Source organism: Tardiphaga sp. 866_E4_N1_4 (genome assembly GCF_052076075.1).
Classification (GTDB): Bacteria; Pseudomonadota; Alphaproteobacteria; order Rhizobiales; family Xanthobacteraceae; genus Tardiphaga; species Tardiphaga robiniae.
Genome location: NZ_CP197242.1, coordinates 2,070,011 through 2,088,662, shown reverse-complemented (window position 1 = coordinate 2,088,662; position 18,652 = coordinate 2,070,011). Strand labels below are relative to the sequence as shown.

14 protein-coding genes are annotated in these 18,652 nt (G+C 62.4%); 9 read left to right on the top strand and 5 right to left on the bottom strand.

The features are described 5' to 3' along the window. Window positions 1-138: 138 nt before the first annotated feature. Window positions 139-1,683 (top strand): MFS transporter, encoded by a 1,545-nt coding sequence (locus tag AB8B20_RS10390; protein ID WP_439072491.1) that lies wholly within the window; start codon window positions 139-141, stop codon window positions 1,681-1,683. 53 nt (window positions 1,684-1,736) lie between these two features. Here AB8B20_RS10390 and AB8B20_RS10385 read toward each other — a convergent pair whose 3' ends face one another. Both AB8B20_RS10385 and AB8B20_RS10380 read right to left on the bottom strand, forming a co-directional pair. Next, on the bottom strand, window positions 1,737-3,641 hold the full coding sequence (locus AB8B20_RS10385; protein ID WP_439073059.1) for a hypothetical protein: 1,905 nt from the start codon (window positions 3,639-3,641) through the stop codon (window positions 1,737-1,739). A 134-nt stretch (window positions 3,642-3,775) separates the two neighbouring features. Beyond that, window positions 3,776-4,852, bottom strand: a complete 1,077-nt coding sequence (locus AB8B20_RS10380; RefSeq protein WP_439072490.1) for a lysylphosphatidylglycerol synthase transmembrane domain-containing protein — start codon at window positions 4,850-4,852, stop codon at window positions 3,776-3,778. Window positions 4,853-5,254: 402 nt separating this feature from the next. Here AB8B20_RS10380 and AB8B20_RS10375 point away from each other — a divergent pair, with 402 nt between their 5' ends. Beyond that, entirely contained in the window at window positions 5,255-5,761 is a 507-nt protein-coding gene (locus AB8B20_RS10375) for a YciE/YciF ferroxidase family protein (protein WP_093756632.1), read from the top strand. Between the two features lie 72 nt (window positions 5,762-5,833). Here AB8B20_RS10375 and AB8B20_RS10370 read toward each other — a convergent pair whose 3' ends face one another. Further along, a complete protein-coding gene (locus tag AB8B20_RS10370) occupies window positions 5,834-6,268 on the bottom strand; it encodes a hypothetical protein (protein WP_089265199.1) in 435 nt (144 codons plus the stop codon). A gap of 70 nt (window positions 6,269-6,338) precedes the next feature. Between AB8B20_RS10370 and AB8B20_RS10365 the strand changes: the two genes are divergently transcribed. Next, window positions 6,339-6,953 carry a hypothetical protein gene (locus AB8B20_RS10365; protein ID WP_439072489.1) on the top strand — a complete coding sequence of 205 codons (615 nt, stop codon included), beginning with the start codon at window positions 6,339-6,341 and terminating at the stop codon, window positions 6,951-6,953. On the opposite strand, the gene AB8B20_RS10360 is transcribed toward AB8B20_RS10365, so the two are convergent. Both AB8B20_RS10360 and AB8B20_RS10355 read right to left on the bottom strand, forming a co-directional pair. Further along, the gene (locus AB8B20_RS10360) at window positions 6,954-7,379 is read right to left on the bottom strand and encodes a universal stress protein (RefSeq protein ID WP_093757305.1); all 426 of its coding nucleotides are present in this window, start codon (window positions 7,377-7,379) and stop codon (window positions 6,954-6,956) included. A 58-nt stretch (window positions 7,380-7,437) separates the two neighbouring features. Further along, entirely contained in the window at window positions 7,438-7,974 is a 537-nt protein-coding gene (locus tag AB8B20_RS10355; RefSeq protein ID WP_439072488.1) for a SixA phosphatase family protein, read from the bottom strand. A gap of 135 nt (window positions 7,975-8,109) precedes the next feature. Between AB8B20_RS10355 and AB8B20_RS10350 the strand changes: the two genes are divergently transcribed. From AB8B20_RS10350 to AB8B20_RS10325, 6 genes are all read left to right on the top strand, one after another. Next, window positions 8,110-9,483: an NAD(P)/FAD-dependent oxidoreductase gene (locus AB8B20_RS10350; protein WP_439072487.1), complete on the top strand. Its 1,374-nt coding sequence runs from the start codon at window positions 8,110-8,112 to the stop codon at window positions 9,481-9,483. A gap of 129 nt (window positions 9,484-9,612) precedes the next feature. Beyond that, window positions 9,613-10,119, top strand: a complete 507-nt coding sequence (gene msrB, locus AB8B20_RS10345; protein WP_231079893.1) for a peptide-methionine (R)-S-oxide reductase MsrB — start codon at window positions 9,613-9,615, stop codon at window positions 10,117-10,119. A 217-nt stretch (window positions 10,120-10,336) separates the two neighbouring features. Next, window positions 10,337-12,193 (top strand): flagellar hook-basal body complex protein, encoded by a 1,857-nt coding sequence (locus tag AB8B20_RS10340; RefSeq protein WP_439072486.1) that lies wholly within the window; start codon window positions 10,337-10,339, stop codon window positions 12,191-12,193. Between the two features lie 58 nt (window positions 12,194-12,251). Further along, a complete protein-coding gene (flgK, locus tag AB8B20_RS10335; RefSeq protein ID WP_439072485.1) occupies window positions 12,252-14,153 on the top strand; it encodes a flagellar hook-associated protein FlgK in 1,902 nt (633 codons plus the stop codon). Between the two features lie 7 nt (window positions 14,154-14,160). After that, window positions 14,161-15,783, top strand: a complete 1,623-nt coding sequence (locus tag AB8B20_RS10330; protein WP_439072484.1) for a flagellar biosynthesis protein FlgL — start codon at window positions 14,161-14,163, stop codon at window positions 15,781-15,783. Window positions 15,784-16,065: 282 nt separating this feature from the next. Next, window positions 16,066-18,351: a DUF1522 domain-containing protein gene (locus AB8B20_RS10325; RefSeq protein WP_439072483.1), complete on the top strand. Its 2,286-nt coding sequence runs from the start codon at window positions 16,066-16,068 to the stop codon at window positions 18,349-18,351. The last annotated feature ends 301 nt before the right edge of the window (window positions 18,352-18,652 follow it).

Here is an 18,652-nt window from a genome sequence, read left to right as displayed (position 1 = left end):
GTCTCTGAAATATTCAATCATCCAATTCTGAAATGGTCAACCTCTGCCTATGTTGCGTTCATCACAACGCAGACCGGGTGGACCTCGTTCTCTGTCGTCGGGCTTCACTGTGGTGCGTTATTATCCCGAAAGGCTCCCATGCTCGCCGAATCGACACGACAAAGCACATTGGCTTTGGCGGCTGCCTGTCTCACCTCCCTGATGTTCGGTCTGGAGATTTCCAGCATTCCCGCGGTCCTGCCGACGCTGGAGCGAGTGCTTCATGCCGATTTCAGGCAGCTCCAATGGGTCATGAATGCGTATACGATCGCGGTGACGACGGTGCTGATGGCAACCGGCACGCTCGCGGATCGCTATGGGCGCAAGCGCGTCTATCTGATTGCGATCGTCGCGTTTGCCGCTGCATCGCTGCTTTGCGGCCTGACCGAAAATATATTGGTGCTGATCGTTGCCAGATTTCTCCAGGGCATGAGCGGCGGGGCGATGCTGATCTGCCAGGTCGCGGTGCTATCCCATCAATTTCCGGAAGGGCGGCAACGCGCCGTTGCATTCGGCTGGTGGGGGATCATCTTTGGCATCGGTCTGGGCTTCGGCCCGATCATCGGCGGCGCAATCGTGGCTTTGTCGAGCTGGGAATGGGCCTTCCTCATCCATGTCCCGCTTGCCGTGATCGCGCTGATCCTTGCCGGGAGCGGAGTTCGCGAGTCGCGCGATCCGGAGGCCAGCAGCCTGGATCTTGCAGGGATCATCACGCTCTCGCTTGCAGTCTTCTGCCTCGCATTCTTCATTACGCAAGGCCCGGATATCGGCTTCGACAGCTGGACGGCGTTTGCGGTCGTCGGCGTGTTCGCTGCAAGCCTGATCGGCTTTGTCTTCGCCGAGCGTCTCAGCCCGAGGCCGATGTTCGACTTCACCGTCTTCCGGATCCGTAATTTTTCCGGCGCGCTGGTCGGCTCGATGGCCATGAACTTCAGCTTCTGGCCGTTCATGATCTATCTGCCGATCTATTTCCAGGCAGGGTTGGGTTATGGCAGCGTCGGCGCCGGACTGTCGCTTCTGGCCTATACGTTGCCGACGCTGGTCGTGCCGCCGGTGGCCGAACGGCTCGTGCTACGTTTCCATCCGGGTCTGGTCATCCCGCTCGGCCTGTTCACGATCGGAGCAGGGTTCTTTGCCATGAAGATCGGCAGCTCGGTCGCGCATGCGAGCTGGCTGACGATGCTGCCGGGATGTGTCCTTGCCGGCATCGGATTGGGTCTGACCAACACACCCGTGACCAATACGACGACCGGATCGGTGCCGCAGGAACGCGCCGGCATGGCGTCCGGCATTGACATGAGTGCCCGCATGATTGCGCTTGCCATCAACATCGCACTCATGGGCCTCATTCTCGTCGAGGGAGTTCGTGCGTCTTTGAAGGCCGCGCTACCAAGCGGTACCAGTGTCGAGCTCTTACGCTCGCTGGCAGAAAGCGTCGCAGCCGGCACGGCGCTCGCGTCCGAATACCATCCCGGCGGAGCCGTCATTCAAGACGCGCTGACCCAAGGGTTCGGTTGGGTCATGCTCTATGGCGGAATGAGCGTGTGGATTCTCGCGGGCATCAGCTTTGTTGTCTTCGGCCATGGACTGCCGAGACGCGCGCCACATGGTCAAAGCTGTGTCGAAGGCGACGGTCGGGCGTAGTCCGGACCGCTTCGCTTCTGCCGGGACCGCGATGGATAGCTGAGCTGATCGTCCTATCGCGCGGCTGGCTGCAGCACCATCGGTGCCAGCGGCTCCTGCGTGACATCAGCTTCCGCGCCCAGCCGCAATACGCTCGCCGCTGCCGGCACGACGGCATCGGCCATTGCTGCATGACCTTCGCCGGTGGGATGGATCGCGCCGCCATAAACGGCCGAGAGAATGCCCCAGGTCGCATCGTGGATATCGGCCGGCTGGATCGCCGCCGAATAGCCCTGCGGATAGGTCATCGCCGCGAAGTAGCTGTCATTGGCGTCGCGGATCCAGCGGCCACGCGGCAAATAGGGGCGGAATTCGCTGGCGCCGCGACCGCACACCATCGGCTGCGCCGCCGCTTCGACGAGACTGGTCTCGAAGCTTTCGCCCTTGGGCGAGAAGCAGGCGCGATCGAATTCGGGATCGGATGAGGAGCGTGCGCAGAAGCCGTGATTGGCGAAACTCGCCTGATGCTGATCGACGAAGGTCATACGGTCGGCTTCGGGATTGCGGCACAGTACGCCGCCCTGGCACAGCGCGATGGACTTCAGTTGCGGCAGGAATTCGGACTCGACAAAATTCGCGACATTGGCCAGCCGCTGCGGATCGGCTGAGAATGACGGGTGCACGTCGAAGCCGGCCGGGCCGCCGGGGCAGGGTGCGCCATTGGCGAAAGTCGGGTTGGCGTAAGCGGCAAACACCACGCGTGACATGTCTCCGCCGAGCAGCGGCTTCAGGGCTTCGCGCACCTTGCCGAAGCTGGAGGGCAGTTCGCGTACCAGCGCGCTGCGGGAGTCCTCGACCGAGCCGAGGATGCCGCCGCGCTTGAACAGTGCGCGTTCGGTGGCGTTCTCGACGATGACGTCGGCAACGAGCCCGGAGAAGTTGATGTCGTTGGCGCCGATCGACAGCAGCACGAGATCGAGCCGGCGTGCCGGCTGACGGCGCTTGGCGGCAGTGATGGCTTCGCGCAGTTCGGCGATCTGCGCGTTGACGCTGCCTGCGCAGGTGCTCGCATTCTTCGTGGTGAGGCACTCACGCGCGCGCTGTCCACCCAGCAATCCGTCGGCGATGGTCGCGCCCGAACAGGCCAGCGGCAGATAGGTGACGGCGATATGCGGATACTGCACGGCAAGCGCCAGCGCGGCGCGGGTCTGGTAGCTATAGAGCGAGCGGTGGCACGCGGCGTTGAACCACTGCGCGCCCGCGCGCTGCCAGGCCTGCAGCGACTCATAGGAGTCGCAGGAACGGCCGCCTTTGAAGCCCGCGCGGCTTGGCCGGTAGAACTGCCCGCTGGGGCCGCCGAGATAAGAGCGGAAGCAGAAGCCGTCATCGGACAGCGCGACCGGACGATCCGGATTGCCCTCGCCCGACGCAATGGAATCGCCGAGGCCCGCAATCAGGATGTCGCGCACGGCGATGTCGGCACTGACCCGCACAGGAGCCTCGGCGCCGCTGGTGACCTCCACGGTCGCGACCGTGCGGCGACCATAGATGGCGCGGAAATTGATCGGCTCGGCGCAGTCGAGGGTGGATTGCCGCGGGCCCTCGCCGTCATCGAAGGTCCAGGCGCAGATCGCGCCGACCGGCACTTCGCCGGTGAGGCGGACTGTGATCGGATGTTCGGTCGGCGTCAGGTAGCTTTCCTTGACGGTGTCACGGGTGCAGGGCTCGCTGACCTTTCCGGCCAGATCGATGCACAGCCGGTTGACGGTGTTGCGCGCCCAGCCGCGGCCATCGCTCTGCACGCCCAAAGCCTGTTCGGCACCCAGCACGCTGCGGTTGCGCATGGCGTCGACATGGAGCTGGAAGTCACGTTCTTCGCGGAACAGCCGGAAGCGGTTGCGCACTTCCCAGGAAATCTGGATCGAACTGTTGGCCACGCCCTGCGCGGCGGCCGGTTCAACCGGCAGCGCGCCCAGCATGCCGAGCAGCAAGGCGAAGTTGATCAATGAACGTCTGAAATAAATGGGGGCCATGGCGGTGTTGAACGTCACGTATGGGGCGGAAGTAAGAAATCGATTGGCCGGACGCGCGATGTGGCGCGCCCGGGACTGATTCAACCCTGTGACTGACGCTTCAATGGCTGCTCATGCACCGCGACCGGGGCGGGCTCGGTCTCGCGACGTTCATTGCGGTCATCCAGGCGGCGCCTGTGCCATGGCTGGATGACGCTGAGCCAGATTTCGCGGCTGCCCATGATGCAGATCGAGATGGCGAACGGGATCATGAAATACAGGATCCGGAACATGACCACGGTGGCGACCAGCTCCTCCTGGCGGAACTGCGGCAGCGCCACCAGCAAGGCCGCGTCGAATACGCCAAGGCTGCCGGGGGCATGGCTGGCGAAGCCCAGCAGGGTGGCGAGGATGAACACCACAGCCAGCGAGACGAAATCGATAGTGGGCTGATCTGGCATCAGCAGATACATGGCCAGCGCGCAGAAGCCGAGATCGACAACGCCGATGGCGATCTGTAGCAGCGTCAACTGGGCGGAAGGCAGGACGACCTTCCAGCCGTTCTGACCGAGCTCGCGGCGTTGCTTGCCGACCGACAGCCAGACCAGATAGCCGATGATGCCGGCCAGACAGCCGAAGCCGATGAGCCGATTGATGGCATTGGGCAGGAGATCGATGGCCGAGGCGGCCTGCGGATGCCAGACCATGCCGATGCCCAGCACGAACAGATTGCCGAGCCAGAAGGTCAGTCCGGAGATGAAGCAGATCTTGGCGACGTCAATGGCATTCAATCCGTAGTCCGAATAGATGCGGAAGCGGATGGCGCCGCCAGTGAACACGGTGGCCCCGATATTGTGGCCGATGGTGTAGCTGGTGAAGCCCGACAGCGCCGCGATCCGATACGGCACATGTTTCTTGCCGATCGTTCTGAGCGCGAAGTAATCGTAGAAGGTGAGGGTGCAGAAGGCGCCGATCACGCACAGCGTCGCCATGGCGATTTGCATCGTCGATTTTGCGGCCATCGCCGCCAGGATCTTGGCGGTATCGAGGCCCTTCAGCGTATGCACCAGATGGGAGATGGCGAGGGCGATGACGATCAGGCTTGCAACAACACCCAGCCGTTTCCAGCCGACGTGTTGCTTGAAGCCGCGCCCGAGCGCGGTCAGCAATCGTTGCATTCGTCCTCCCGGCGGAGCGCGAACAGGTGGAAAGCCGATCGGGGTAACAGGCGGCAAGCGGCGACCAATTCACTCATACGCGAAGTTCACTCATCAAGCCCAAACCCTTACGGCAAAAACGTTCCGTTGTGCAGTCCTTGACAGCGCCAGCGTTAATGCCGCGCCGCAAGGTCGCCACATACCCGCGCCGGCTGCAAAGCCCTGACCCTGCACGACAATCGCACAGACAATTCCGAGCCATTCGTCCCGCATTTCATATAGGCGGGCAAGTCGAATGTTCCATGCGGCAAATCAAGACGGTCCCGGAACACGTCCCAATATCGATGGTTACCGGCCTATCGCAACCGAGCGGGACAATGCGCCGCAGCGGCCACCCCGTTCCAGAACACCGGGATTGAAACGATGGGACTGTTCACCAAGGACATCAAGACGATGGATGACCTGTTTGTGCACCAGCTGCAGGACATTTATTACGCGGAGAAGCAGCTTCTGAAGGCGCTGCCGAAGATGGCTGACAAGGCGACCGAACCGCTGTTGAAACAGGGCTTCATGACGCATTTGCAAGAAACCGAAGTGCATGTGCAGCGGCTTGAGCAGGTCTTCGCCATGCACGGCGCCGAGGTAAAGGCGGTTACCTGCCCGGCAATCGACGGTATCATCAAGGAAGCCGACGAGACCGCCGGGGAGGTCGAGGACAAGAAGGTACTCGACGCCGCACTGATCAATGCGGCTCAGGCCGCCGAGCACTATGAGATCGCACGGTACGGTAGTCTGATCGCCTGGGCGCGCCAGCTTGGCCGCAACGATTGCGCGGCCGTGCTGCAGAAGACGCTCGATGAGGAAAAGACCACCGACAAGAAGCTGACGTCATTGGCCGAAGGCAAGGTCAATATGCGCGCCGCAAGCTGATCGCGGTACCAGCGATCACACGGCACAGAACAATCGCGCGGGCGAAAGCCTGCGCGATTTTTTGGGCTTCGCCTATGCCTTTCGCAGCGCAAAATGGGCGCCGCAGAACGCCATGACGCCGCCGAGGCCGAGGGCGGCAAGACTGGCCAGAACACCCGATGCCGTCGGTATAGCGTTGGGCGCCGAGGCCGCCTGACCGGCGCCGGCCAGAAACAGCACGCCAATGGTGATCAGAAACTGCCGCATGCGCTGCGGGATGCGACCGGATGCTGCGCTGTGCAGCAGGTTAGCGGTCACATAGCCGCCGACAAAGGCCATCGCCGCGATCAGCCACCAGGCGAAGGCGGATCCGATCGGCATGAAATTGTCGGGATCGTTGCGCCAGAGGCCACCGAGGTCGAGGCCGAAGCGCTGGCCGAGCATGTGTACGGCCAGCGCCAGCAGCAATCCTGAAATCATCGCGCCAGCCAGAATCAGGCGGCGCGGAAAAGTGGTCGTCTCGGCCATGGCAAGCTTGTAAGGGACATGCAGGCGATCGCGCAAGCAAGCGAGGTCGAACAGTGCAGGGGACTTCTGTTTGCTCAAGATCCTCTTCAGGCGCAGGGACGCATCGTCTGCCGCGGAAGCGGCAGGGCCCGGGCACACTTATGCCTACAAGGCTTCCCTGATTGGCGCCGCGCATCGCTATGAATTGACCGATGAAGGTTTGCTATGGCGCACTGGTCGTCGCTCTGGTGTCTGGGCCTATGCGGATATCGCGGCGATCCGGCTGTCCTATCGGCCGATGGGTATGCAGCACCGCCGCTTTCGCGCCGATATCGATCATGCCGACGGTCGTCACATCACGATCTTCTCGACGTCGAAACAAACCGTCGCGCTGATGGAGCCGCAGTCGGGCTACAGCGCGTTTATCCTGGAGCTACATCGACGTCTCGCTGCGGCAGGTAGTCTGGCCAGGCTGAGCGCTGGCCTGCGACCAGGCATCTACACAATGATTGTTGTGGCACTGGCCTTTGTCGGTCTCGCAATGACCGCGCTGCTCCTGCGCGCGTTGCTCACCGGGGAGTTTGCTGGCGTGGTCTTCATCATTGGCTTCGCAATATTCTTCGGCTGGCAGATCAGCGGTTTCATCCGCCGCAACAAACCGCGCAACTACACATTCAGCAGCGTGCCGCAGGAGCTGTTGCCGTAGTCACGGCCGCACGACGAGTACCGAACATTTCGCATAGCGCACCACATGGCCGGCATTGGAGCCGAGGAAGTAAGTGCGCATCGCCGGGCGGTGCGAGGTCATCACAATGAGATCGGCCTTGATCGCCGAGGCTTCTTCGAGAATCTCGTGATAGATGCCGCCCTGTCGCACCACGCTGGAGACGCGGCTACTGTCGATGCCGCAATCGCGTGCCACCGCCGCAAGAGCGGCCTGCGACGATTCCAGTTGCTGAGTATCGAAATCCGCCGGGACATATTCGGCCAGCATCACCGGCGTCATCGGCATTATGTTGAGCAGCCGGACGGTGGCACCGAAGGTTTGCGACAGCGTCGCGGCCTGGGCAATCGCGGGTTTGGCCACATCGGTTTCGGCCAGATCGATCGGGACCAGAATGGATTTGTACATGCGCACCTCCATCGTCGTCCGGTGAAGGATAGCACAAACCGGTTCCGATGGGCGCGGCTTATTCGCCCGCGGCGCCCTTCAGCAGTTTCGGGCTGACGAATTGCATGAGTTTTCCATCGCGGAAGGCAACGTCGTGCCAGTCCTCGATGGGAAAGTCGATCACCACGATGCTGCCGGTTGGCAGGTTGTCGGCGACGGCTTTCCTGCCTGCGGCATCGCCGCCGCCAATCAGGCTGAGCGCCATTTCATGCAGGCCGGGATTGTGGCCGACCAGCATCAGCTGCTCTGGATCTTCCACGGCTGCGCCGCGGATCACCGCCAGCAATTCGGAGAGCCCGGCGCCATAGAGTTCATCAAGGCTGGCGACTGTCGGTTTCGCCGCCGGCATCGCCGCGGCCACGAGGCTCCAGGTCTGCTGCGCGCGGACCGCCGTGGAGACGCAGACCAGGTCGGGCAGGGGCGGATTTCTGCTGAGCCAGGCGCCCATGAGAGCTGCATCCAGCCGGCCGCGGTCATCCAGCCTGCGATCGAAATCCTTGCCGCTCGGTGCGTCCGTTTCAGTCTTGGCGTGACGCAGCAGCAGTAAACGGCGCATGGCGCGATCTCGATTCGGCAAGAGGTAGTAGCGAGGCGGGCGGCGCGGTCGCGCCAGACGTCAGGTCTGCGGATTAATGGACATGAACCGTGAGGACAAGGTGACAAGCGCCCCACCTGTCCGTAAGAAAACGTCATGACTGCCCCTTCCGCAAGCGTGACATTTGGACCTGAGGTCGCCGACGCCGACCGCGCGCGGCTGACCTTCAGCCTCGATGTCGATGTCTGCGTGGTCGGGGCCGGGCTCGCCGGGCTCAGCATTGCGCTGGAAGCGGCGCGTTTGGGTGCAAGCGTCGCGGTGCTCGAAGGGCGCCATGTCGGCTGGAACGCGTCCGGCAACCAGTTGGGAACCGTGATGCCGGGCTTTGGCCTGCCGCTCGCCGATCTGATTGCGCGTGTTGGCCTGGAGGACGCTCGTGAGTTGTGGGCGCTGTCGAAGCAGGGCGCAGAGTATGTCCGGACCCAGGCGTCAGACGACCTGATCCCCGGTCTCGGCCTGTCCGAGGGGGCGCTGGAAGTCTCCAATGTCGATGTCGGTGATCGCCTGATCGCCCGCCTGCAGATGCTCGGCGAAGATTTCGATACTGAAGTGGACGGCTGGCAGATCGACCGCGTCCGCGACGTGCTGAAAACGAAACGCTACTTTCACGGCGTGCATTATCCGAAGGCGTTCCAGATCGATGGCCGCAAATATCTGCTGGGTCTCGCAGCGCTGGCGAAACAGGCCGGTGTGCGGATCTTCGAGGATACGCCGGTGGTCAGCATCGATGCCGGCGGCATCCGCAAGCGTATCGTAACGCCGTCAGCGCGAATGCGTGCCACACACATCGTGCTGGCCGGCAATATCCATCTCGGTGCGCCTGCCCAAAAGCTGTCGGACACGCTGTTGCCGGTGTGGCGCTATGCAGGCATCACCGAACCGCTTGGTGAGCGTCTCGCCGAGGCGGTGACGTTTCAGGGCTCGGTGAGTGATAGCGACGGCGTCGACCATTTCCGTATTGTCGATGGCGATCGGCTGATGTGGTCGAGCCCGGAAACGACATGGGCCGGGCAGCCGGAGCGCTATGCCGGCGCCATCGCGCGCCGCATCCGCACCGTGTTTCCAGCGCTGGGCAAGGTCGCCATCGCCGAGACCTTCGGCGGCGCGCTCGGCCAGACCGTCCACGGCATGCCGCAGATCGGGCAACTCCGTCAGGGATTATGGGTCGCCAGCGGCTTCAGCCATCGGGGCCTGAACACGACGGCCATGGCTGGGCAACTGATCGCCCGTGGCATGTATGCCTATGACGATCGCTTCAAGCTGTTTGCGCCGTTCGAACTGGTCTGGGCTGGTGGCACGACCGGACGGGCCGTCGGCTACGCGGTCGGGCTATGGGAGCGGCAGGGCTCGGCGCTGGCCGGCACGCTGGCGCGGTACCGCGAACGGGCCGGGGCACGGGAGCGAATCCGCGAGGCGCGGCTGGCCGAGGCCAATCTGCGCGCGGGAACGCGGGGCCCGCGGCCGGGCTAGGCCGATCCCCACGGTTTTGGCGCGCAACAAAACGTGAGTAATATTTCGGAACCGGCGTGTAACTTCCGGCTCGTCCGCCCGTATCTCAAGCGAACGAGATGATTGTCTCGATTGTCAGGGAGACCAACCATGATCGACCGCCGCTTTCTGTTGACGACCGCTGCTGGCCTGGGAGGATTGCTGTCGCTGAAATGGCTGACGGCTTCGCCGGCGCGGGCTGCCTCGGACGAGAAGTTCGAAGTCGTGAAGACCGACGAGGAATGGCGCAAGCAGCTCACGCCGCAGCAATACGAGATCCTGCGCAAGGAAGGCACCGAGCGGCCGTATTCGAGCCCGCTGAACAAGGAAAAGCGCAAGGGCACCTTTGCCTGCGCCGGCTGCGACAATCCGCTGTTCTCGTCGGAGACCAAGTTCGAGAGCGGTACCGGCTGGCCGAGTTTCTGGCAGCCGCTGCAGAATGCCGTGGGTGAACGCAAGGATTCGACGCTCGGCATGGTTCGCACCGAGATCCACTGCCGTCGCTGTGGCGGCCATCTTGGTCATGTCTTCGATGACGGCCCGAAGCCGACCGGCCTGCGCTACTGCATGGACGGCTTCGCGATGATCTTCAAACCGGCTGCGCCGTCGGCGACCTGAACAACTACGCAGAACCCGGCGAAATCAGGCGCCGATCCGGCAATTATTTCCCTGCTAGGCAATTGTGCCCCGGTCCATGGACCGGGGTTCTTTGTTTAGTGCGTTGAATTCGTTGAATTTATCCCCTTGGCACGGGGCTTGCGACATCTCCTCCGACAGCGGCTGTGAATTTGGCACCATCCGGCGGGCCGCCCGGATCGAAGTTGGAGACGATGTAATGGGTATCTTCGGCGCTCTCACCACGTCCGTTGCGGGCCTGCGGGCGAACTCCTATGCGCTGGAAAACATTTCCGGCAACATCGCGAACTCGCAGACCACCGCCTTCAAGCGGATCGATACCAGTTTCCTCGACCTCATTCCCGATGCCGGCACATCCGCACAGGTGGCCGGCAGCGTGACGGCGCAATCGCGCAGCACCAACACCATCGCGGGTTCGGTGCAGTCGTCTTCGGTGGCGACTTACATGGCCATCAACGGCGACGGTTTCTTTGCGGTGCAGAAGCCGGGCAACGTCTCCGACTCCACGCCGATCTTTGACGGCGTCAACAAATACACCCGTCGCGGCGATTTCTCGCTCGACAAGAACGGCTATCTCGTCAACGGCGCCGGCTACTATCTGCAGGGCGTCAAGATCGATCCGTCGACCGGCAACCCGGCCGGTAGCACGCCGGAAGTGCTGCGCTTCCAGAATGACTTCCTGCCGTCGCAGGCCACCACCAAGATCGACTACCGCGCCAACCTCGCCAGCTATCCGCTGACCACCAAGCATCAGACGTCGGTGCCCGGTTCCGAATTGCTGCGATCGGCCGACTTCGTGTCGAACCCGCGCGTGCTGGGCACTGCGGCGACGCCCTTCGGGAATACTGCCGTTCCCGGAAACGCGCGCAACAATTTCGCGACGACGCCGGCGCCGATCTCGACGGCGACCAAACTCGCGCCGGTGTCCGGCAGCGATACGTTGCCGGTCGGCTTTGCTAACGGCGATACGCTCGTGCTGAAGACGACCAGTGCCGGTGTCACCACGACCAAGACGCTTTCGTTCTACACGGGCGCCGTTGCTCCCGCGGCCGTGCCCGGCACGACCTTTATCCCTATCGACACGGCCAATGTCGGCGACGTGCTCACCGCCATCGACACCGCGACCGGCAATGTGTCGCCGCTATCGAGCGTGTCCGCCACCGGCGTGATCACGTTGAACTCCGGTACGGCGAACGACTTTACGCTGGCGGCAGGTTCGACGACCACGGCGGTCGCCGCATTCCAAGCCTTGGGTTTCACCGGCACCGTTACCGGCCTTCGTTCGGGCGGCGGCACGGCAGGCACCGGCGTCGTGATCGGCAGTGACTCCCAGACCTTCCTCGATGAATCGATCAGCGGTGGCGCCAAGACGGTCTATGATGGCAACGGTGCACCGGTCAGCCTGCAATTCAGGTGGGCGAAGGTCGAGTCCGCCACGCAGGGCGGAACGGATACCTGGAACCTGTTCTACCAGACCGATCCAGCGGCCACGGGTGCAAGCCCTGCCTGGCAGAATGTCGGCACCGACTTCAAGTTCGGCCCGAACGGCCAGATGCAGCCGGTCGTCGGCCAGATCACGCTGACCGGCCTGACCGTCAGCGGCAAGAGCCTTGGCAATGTCACCATGGCGTTCGGCACGGGCGGTCTCACGCAATTCGCCGACACCAATGGCAACGTCCAGGTCAATCAGCTCGAGCAGGACGGCTATGCTGCGGGTCAGCTCCAGAGCGTATCGGTCAGCAATGAAGGCCGTGTGGTCGGCAGCTACTCCAACGGCCGCAACATCGATCTTGCCGAAGTCAGCATTGCCACCTTCAACGGCGCCAACTTCCTCAAGCGCATCGACGGCGGCGCGTTCGAGACCACCAACGAATCCGGCGAAGCGCTGTACGGCAAGGGTGGCAGTATTTCCGGCTCGTCGCTGGAGTCGTCGAACACCGACATCGCCGACGAATTCACCAAGCTCATCGTCACCCAGCAGGCCTATTCGGCCAATACCAAGGTGATCACGACCACCAACACCATGGTTCAGGATCTGCTGAACGTGATGCGTTAATCGGAGGGCCGCATCTGCGGCCTTCTTCCCGCGTCAACCTTGAGAGCGACAGTTAGTTATGAGTCTGAACGACGCACTCTCCATCGCCATGTCCGGCCTGCGCGCCAATCAGGCCGCGATGTCGCTGGTCTCCTCGAATGTGGCCAATGCGGAAACGCCTGGCTACATTCGCAAGTCGACGGATCAGGTCGCAGTAAATTCCGGCAACGGCAGCAGCGTCCGCACCGTCGGCGTCAATCGCGAACTCGACCAGTATATCCAGGCGCAGCTCCGCACCGAAACGTCGGGTGCGGGCTATGCCTCGCTCCGTTCGAGCTTCCTGCAGCAGATGCAGAGCCTCTATGGCGATCCTGGTTCAGTCGGCTCGCTCGAATATTCCTTCAATGCCCTGACGACAGCAGTGCAGGCGCTGTCAACGAGCGCGGACAGTCAGTCGGCGCGGATCGGCGTGCTCAACGCCGCGCAAACACTCGCGCAACAATTGAATTCGATGACGCAGGGCATTCAGAACCTGCGCAGCTCGGCGGAAAGCGGCATCAAGGATTCCGTAACGACCGCCAACACTCTGATGAAGCAGATTGCCAAGATCAACAATCAGTTGACGGCCAATCCGCAAGGCGGAACATCGACGGATTCCAACACCGCCGCGCTGCTCGATCAGCGCGATCAATATGTCACGCAGCTGTCGCAGCTGATGGATATCCGCGTCACCACCAATGGCGCCAATCAGGTCACCATCTTCACCGGTTCCGGTGTGCAGCTGGTGGGCAACGAAGCGGCGACACTGGCGTTTAATGCCCAAGGCACAGTATCGGCCGGCACGACGTGGAGCGCGGATCCCAGCAAGAGCAATCTCGGCTCGGTGGTGATCGAATTTCCGAACGGCGGATCGATCGACCTGACTGCTGCCGGCGCTATCAAGTCGGGCACGATCGCCGCATATACTGAACTTCGCGACAAGACGCTTGTCGAGGCGCAGAATCAGCTCGATCAGTTCGCAGCATCGATCTCGAGTGCGCTCTCGGACAAGACGACGGCCGGAAGCGTCTTTCCCGTGCCGACGGTGCCGCCGACGACGCTGCCGCCGGGAACGCCGACCGGCTTCACGCTCGACGTATCGCAAATGAAGCCGGGCAATGTCATTCACTTCACGTATACGGATACGGCGACCAACACGCAGCGCGAAATTTCGTTCATGCGGGTCGATGATCCCAGCGTGCTGCCGCTGCAGAACACGGCAACAAGCAATCCGAATGATACCGTCATCGGCCTCGATTTTTCTTCGGGCTTCGGCTCGGTTCTGAATCAGTTGAACGCGGCGCTTGGCGGCCAGGCTACGTTCTCCGGCACGGCTGGCGCGCTCACCGTTGTCAACAATCCCGCATTCGCCAACATCAACGCGGCGTCGGTGACGGTCACGCAAGGTCCCAACGATCTAAGCAACGGCAGCCCGGAGCTGGCGTTGTTCACCGATAACGGCGCCGCCTATAGCGGTGGCATCAGCAAGAACGGTTCGCAGATGGCCGGTCTCGCCGGCCGGCTGACGATCAACAATGCGATCGTCGCCGACCCCTCCAAGCTGGTGGTTTATAGCGGGTCGACGGCAGCAGGCGACACGACGCGGTCGGCCCTCCTGCTCAACCAGTTGAACAATGCCAGTTTCACTTATTCGCCGGCGACGGGAACGGGCAGTGATACGGCGCCGTTCAAGGGGACGCTGCTGAGCTATATGCGCCAGTTCGTCGGGCAACAGGGCGCCGCGGCGGATTCCGCCAAGCAACTTGCGGATGGCCAGAACGTCGTTCTCAACACACTCGACAAGAAGATGGCAGACGCGTCCGGCGTGAATATGGATGACGAGATGGCGCATCTGCTGTCTCTGCAGAACGCCTATTCGGCCAATGCGCGCGTGATGTCGACGGTCAACGAACTATACAAAACCCTGATGCAGGCATTCTGAGGCAATCATGACAATCAGCGGTGTCGGCTCACGCACATCCTATATCGGATCCGGAATTACCAATCTGCGCGATCAGCTCGACACGCTGACGCAGCAGCTGTCGAGCGGCAAGATCTCCAACACCTATGCAGGGCAGGGCAGCGGTCGCAGTCTCGCGATCGCGCTCCGCGCGCAGATCAGTGGCGTTGCGGCCTATGCCGATACTGCCGTCAATCTGAACACGCGCATCGGCGTGGCAAATCTGTCGCTGCAGCGGCTGGTGGCGATCGGATCGGATGTCAAAGGCGCCGCCGTCAGCGCCGGCAGCAATTTCGACAATACCGGTCAGACGCCGGGGCAGAAGACGGCTTCGCTCGGCTTCTTCGATTCCGTCGATATGCTGAATGCGCGGTCGGGTGACCGCTACCTGTTTTCCGGCCGCGCCACCGATACGGCGCCGGTCGCGCCCGCCGACCAGATCATGAACGGCAATGGTGCGCTCGTCGCCGGCCTCAAGCAGGTGATCGCCGAGCGCAAGACGGCCGATCTCGGTGTCAACGCAAACGGGCGCGTTGGCAGCGCAGTCGGAACCCCGGTGACCTCGGTGGTGATCTCGGAAGAGGACGCGACACCGGCACCGCCGGCTGTGGCGCAGCCGTTCGGCATGAAGGTCACAGGTGTGTCCACCACGATTGCCGGTGCGACGGTCACCCAGCCGGTCGACCTGCCCGCAACCGTTCCGCCGACGCCGCCGGCAACGCCCGTGCAGAAATCGATGTCGATCGATCTTGGGGCGACCAACCCGAATGTCGGCGATCAGGTCAAGTTCACCTTCACGATGCCGGATGGCACGAAGGAAGACATCGTCCTGACCGCATCGGATAAGACACCCCTGCCAGCCAATTCGTTCTTGATCGATCCCGGTCAGCCGAACGCCGTTCCGCCGGTGGCGTCGTCATCGACGGCAACCGCAGCGAACCTCAATACCGCGCTCGGCACAGCCATGAAGGATCTCGCCAACGGGCCGATGGTGGCGGCCTCTGCGATCGAGGCTGGCGACAATTTCTTCGACCAGCCGCCGCTGCGCGTCGGGTCGACGCCGCTCGGCTCTGCAACCACGCTCGTTGCCGGCACGGCCGACAATACCGTGATCTGGTATCAGGGCGAGCAGGACACGGCCGCCAACGGCTCGGCCCGCGGATCGGCAGTCTCCCAGGTCGATACATCGATCACGGTGCAATATGGCGCACGCGCCGATGAGCAGGCCCTGCGCTCGCAATTGCAGACAGTCGCCGTGTTCGCGGCCGTGGCCGTCGATCCGGCACAACTCGGCAATGCGACCTATGCCAAGAACGCCAGTGCGCAGATCGCGGCGCTGAACCAGCGCGTGGCGCAGAACCTGGCGGATATCCCCGGCCAGCAGACGATTCAGGACATCCAGGCCGACTTCGCCGGCGCGCAGGCATCGATCAAATCGACTACGGATCGGCAGGTGCAGACCAAGGCCATGGCCCAGACGATGCTCGACTCCATCGAGGGCATCAATGATGACGAGGTCGCAACCAAAATTCTGGCGCTGCAGACCGCTTTGCAGGCTTCGTATCAGACAACGTCAAATCTTTATCAGATGAGCCTGGTTAAGTTTCTTTAACGAATTGCTTCGTGTTTACAACTTCGCCGGGTTTTGGTCGCCTCGTCAAAATCCGGGAAGCCAACCTCCCAACGATACAAAAGCACTGATAACAAACGACAAAGCCCGACTTTTACGAGTCGGGCTTTGTCGTTTTGGGGGACGGGTGCAGGTACTCAAACACACGCATAGGGAGCGCTAAATCCGCACAATTCCCTTTACGCAATTTTAGAACCTCAGCGTCATCTTCCCTTCGTCGACCAAGAAGGTCGCTCGTTGTGTCTACCAGGAAGGTAACCAAACATGTCCGGCATTACACTCTCGTCCTCCGTCCGTCAGAACCTGCTCTCACTGCAGTCGACCGCGGACCTCCTCTCCACCACCCAGAACCGCCTCTCGACCGGCAACAAGGTCAACTCGGCGCTCGACAATCCCACCAACTTCTTCACGGCCCAGGGCCTGAACAACCGCGCCAGCGACATCAACAACCTGCTTGATGGCATCGGCAACGGCGTCCAGATCATTCAGGCTGCCAACACCGGCATCACCTCGCTGCAGAAGCTCGTCGACTCCGCGAAGTCGATCGCCAACCAGGCGCTGCAGACCACGGGTGGCTACTCCACCAAGTCCAACGTCTCCACCACGATCACTGGCGCGACTGCTGACAACCTGCTCGGCACCACGACCTATGCCAGCGCCAGCGCAACCGGCAGCGTCGTATTCTCCGGTGCCGCAGGCGGTGCCACCGCGGCGACCTCGACCTCGACCCTCAGCGGCACGGCCGGCACTCTGGTGGCCTCCGGTGCAGTGGCTGGCAACGACACCGGCACCACGGCGATGGCGGCTGCGACGAAGCTCTTCTCGGCAGGTGGTGGTGCGGGCAGCGGTCTGACCACACAGGCCAACTCGGCGTTCAAGGATGGCGCGACGCTGAGCGTCAACGGCAAGACCATCACCTTCAAGGCTGCTGCGGTGCCGACCGCCGCTAACCTGCCGGCAGGCTCTCAGACTCTCGGTACGGCCGGTACCGGTGGTAACGTCGTTTCGGACGCTAACGGCAACTCGACTGTTTACATGGGCACCACCGCAGAATCGGTTGCGACGGTCGGCGACCTGCTCGCTGCCGTCGACGTCGCCAGCGGTGCCCGCTATGTGTCGGGCGTGACTGCGGGCGTTGGTACGCTTACGGGTACGGCCAGCAGCATTACCGGTGGTATCCTCACGCTGACGAGCTCGACAGGCGCTGATCTGTCGGTCACCGGCTCGGCCGACATGCTCAACACGCTGAAACTGACGGCATCGACGGGCACCGCCCAGACCACCGTGGGCGCAGCCCGCGCGACGGCGAGCACTTCGACCGGCTCGCTGATCCAGGATGGTTCGACGTTGAGCGTCAACGGCAAGACCATCACGTTCAAGAACGCGAACATTGCAGACGTGAACGCCATTCCGACCGGTTATGGTAAGCCATCTGGCTCGAACCTGATCACCGACGGCAAGGGCAACTCGACGGTGTTCCTGCAGGGCGGTACGGTTGCAGATATCACTGCAGCAATCGACCTCGCCACCGGCGTCAGCTCGGCGACGATTGCGACCAACGTTGCGACCGTCACCACCACGGGCACGGCTTCGTCTGTCTCCAGCGGTGCGCTGAAGATCTCGACCGGCACCGCATCCGACCTGTCGATCACCGGCACGGGCAATTCCCTGGCGGCGCTTGGCTTGAAGGGCTCGACCGGAACCGACATGTCGTTCAACGCCTCGCGCGCTGCCGGCACCGGTGGTGTCTCGGGCAAGACCTTGAGCTTCACCTCCTTCAACGGCGGTACGGCGGTTGACGTCACCTTCGGCGACGGCACCAACGGCACTGTGAAGTCGCTGAACCAGCTCAATGACAAGCTCTCGGCGAACAACATGACCGCCACGGTCGACGCCAGCGGCTTGCTGAAGATCTCGGCTTCGAACGACTATGCGTCGTCGACGATGGGCTCGGCGACGTCCGGCGGTACCCTTGGCGGTACGCTCAAGGACTCGCTGACCTTCACCACGCCGAAGGATCCGGTGGCCGACGCGACGGCTCAGGCCACCCGCGCCAGCCTCGTCAACCAGTTCAACGGCATCCTGACGCAGATCAACACCACCGCGCAGGACGCGTCGTTCAACGGCGTCAACCTGCTCGGCGGCGACACGCTGAAGCTGACGTTCAACGAAACCGGCAAGTCTACGCTGAACATCACGGGCGTCGACTTCGGTTCGGCCGGCCTCGGCCTGTCGAGCCTGACCTCGGGAACGGACTTCCTGGACAACTCCGCGACCAACAAGGTGCTCAGCACCCTGAACGTCGCATCGTCCTCGCTGCGTTCCCAGGCTTCGGCCTTCGGTTCGAACCTCTCGATCGTGCAGACTCGTCAGGACTTCTCGAAGAACCTGATCAACGTGCTGCAGACCGGTGCGTCGAACCTGACCCTGGCCGACACGAACGAGGAAGCGGCGAACAGCCAGGCGCTGTCGACCCGCCAGTCGATCGCCGTCTCCGCGCTGTCGCTGGCCAACCAGTCGCAGCAGGGCGTTCTCCAGCTGCTCCGTTAATTCCGGCGCACTGATCATACGAAAACCAGGCGGCGGGGCAGAAAGCCCCGCCGTTTTTCGTTGTCATAATCGCTCCTCAAAGGCCCGAAAAGCTTACGCTTTTCGGGCCTTTGCCATTTTGGGACAGTTTTACGAAAGCCTTAATCCGCTGTTAACCATATCTTAAATGGTCGTCGGTCATATTCGGCCCGTGTAGGAAGCAGGTAGGTCGAGAAACGACCGCGTTTAATCCGGGATCGCCGTCAGGCGGGCCGAGATTCCTCTTCCAGAAGGGCGTCAAACTTCACCGGCAGCGTCGCGA

Excerpts from the sequence above, each read along its gene's own strand:
- AB8B20_RS10390 (WP_439072491.1), top strand. The coding sequence starts at position 139 with ATGCTCGCCGAATCGACACGACAAAGCACATTGGCTTTGGCGGCTGCC.
- AB8B20_RS10385 (WP_439073059.1), bottom strand. The coding sequence starts at position 3,641 with ATGCTGGGCGCGCTGCCGGTTGAACCGGCCGCCGCGCAGGGCGTGGCC.
- AB8B20_RS10380 (WP_439072490.1), bottom strand. The coding sequence starts at position 4,852 with ATGCAACGATTGCTGACCGCGCTCGGGCGCGGCTTCAAGCAACACGTC.
- AB8B20_RS10375 (WP_093756632.1), top strand. The coding sequence starts at position 5,255 with ATGGGACTGTTCACCAAGGACATCAAGACGATGGATGACCTGTTTGTG.
- AB8B20_RS10370 (WP_089265199.1), bottom strand. The coding sequence starts at position 6,268 with ATGGCCGAGACGACCACTTTTCCGCGCCGCCTGATTCTGGCTGGCGCG.
- AB8B20_RS10360 (WP_093757305.1), bottom strand. The coding sequence starts at position 7,379 with ATGTACAAATCCATTCTGGTCCCGATCGATCTGGCCGAAACCGATGTG.
- AB8B20_RS10355 (WP_439072488.1), bottom strand. The coding sequence starts at position 7,974 with ATGCGCCGTTTACTGCTGCTGCGTCACGCCAAGACTGAAACGGACGCA.
- AB8B20_RS10350 (WP_439072487.1), top strand. The coding sequence starts at position 8,110 with ATGACTGCCCCTTCCGCAAGCGTGACATTTGGACCTGAGGTCGCCGAC.
- msrB (WP_231079893.1), top strand. The coding sequence starts at position 9,613 with ATGATCGACCGCCGCTTTCTGTTGACGACCGCTGCTGGCCTGGGAGGA.
- AB8B20_RS10340 (WP_439072486.1), top strand. The coding sequence starts at position 10,337 with ATGGGTATCTTCGGCGCTCTCACCACGTCCGTTGCGGGCCTGCGGGCG.
- flgK (WP_439072485.1), top strand. The coding sequence starts at position 12,252 with ATGAGTCTGAACGACGCACTCTCCATCGCCATGTCCGGCCTGCGCGCC.
- AB8B20_RS10330 (WP_439072484.1), top strand. The coding sequence starts at position 14,161 with ATGACAATCAGCGGTGTCGGCTCACGCACATCCTATATCGGATCCGGA.
- AB8B20_RS10325 (WP_439072483.1), top strand. The coding sequence starts at position 16,066 with ATGTCCGGCATTACACTCTCGTCCTCCGTCCGTCAGAACCTGCTCTCA.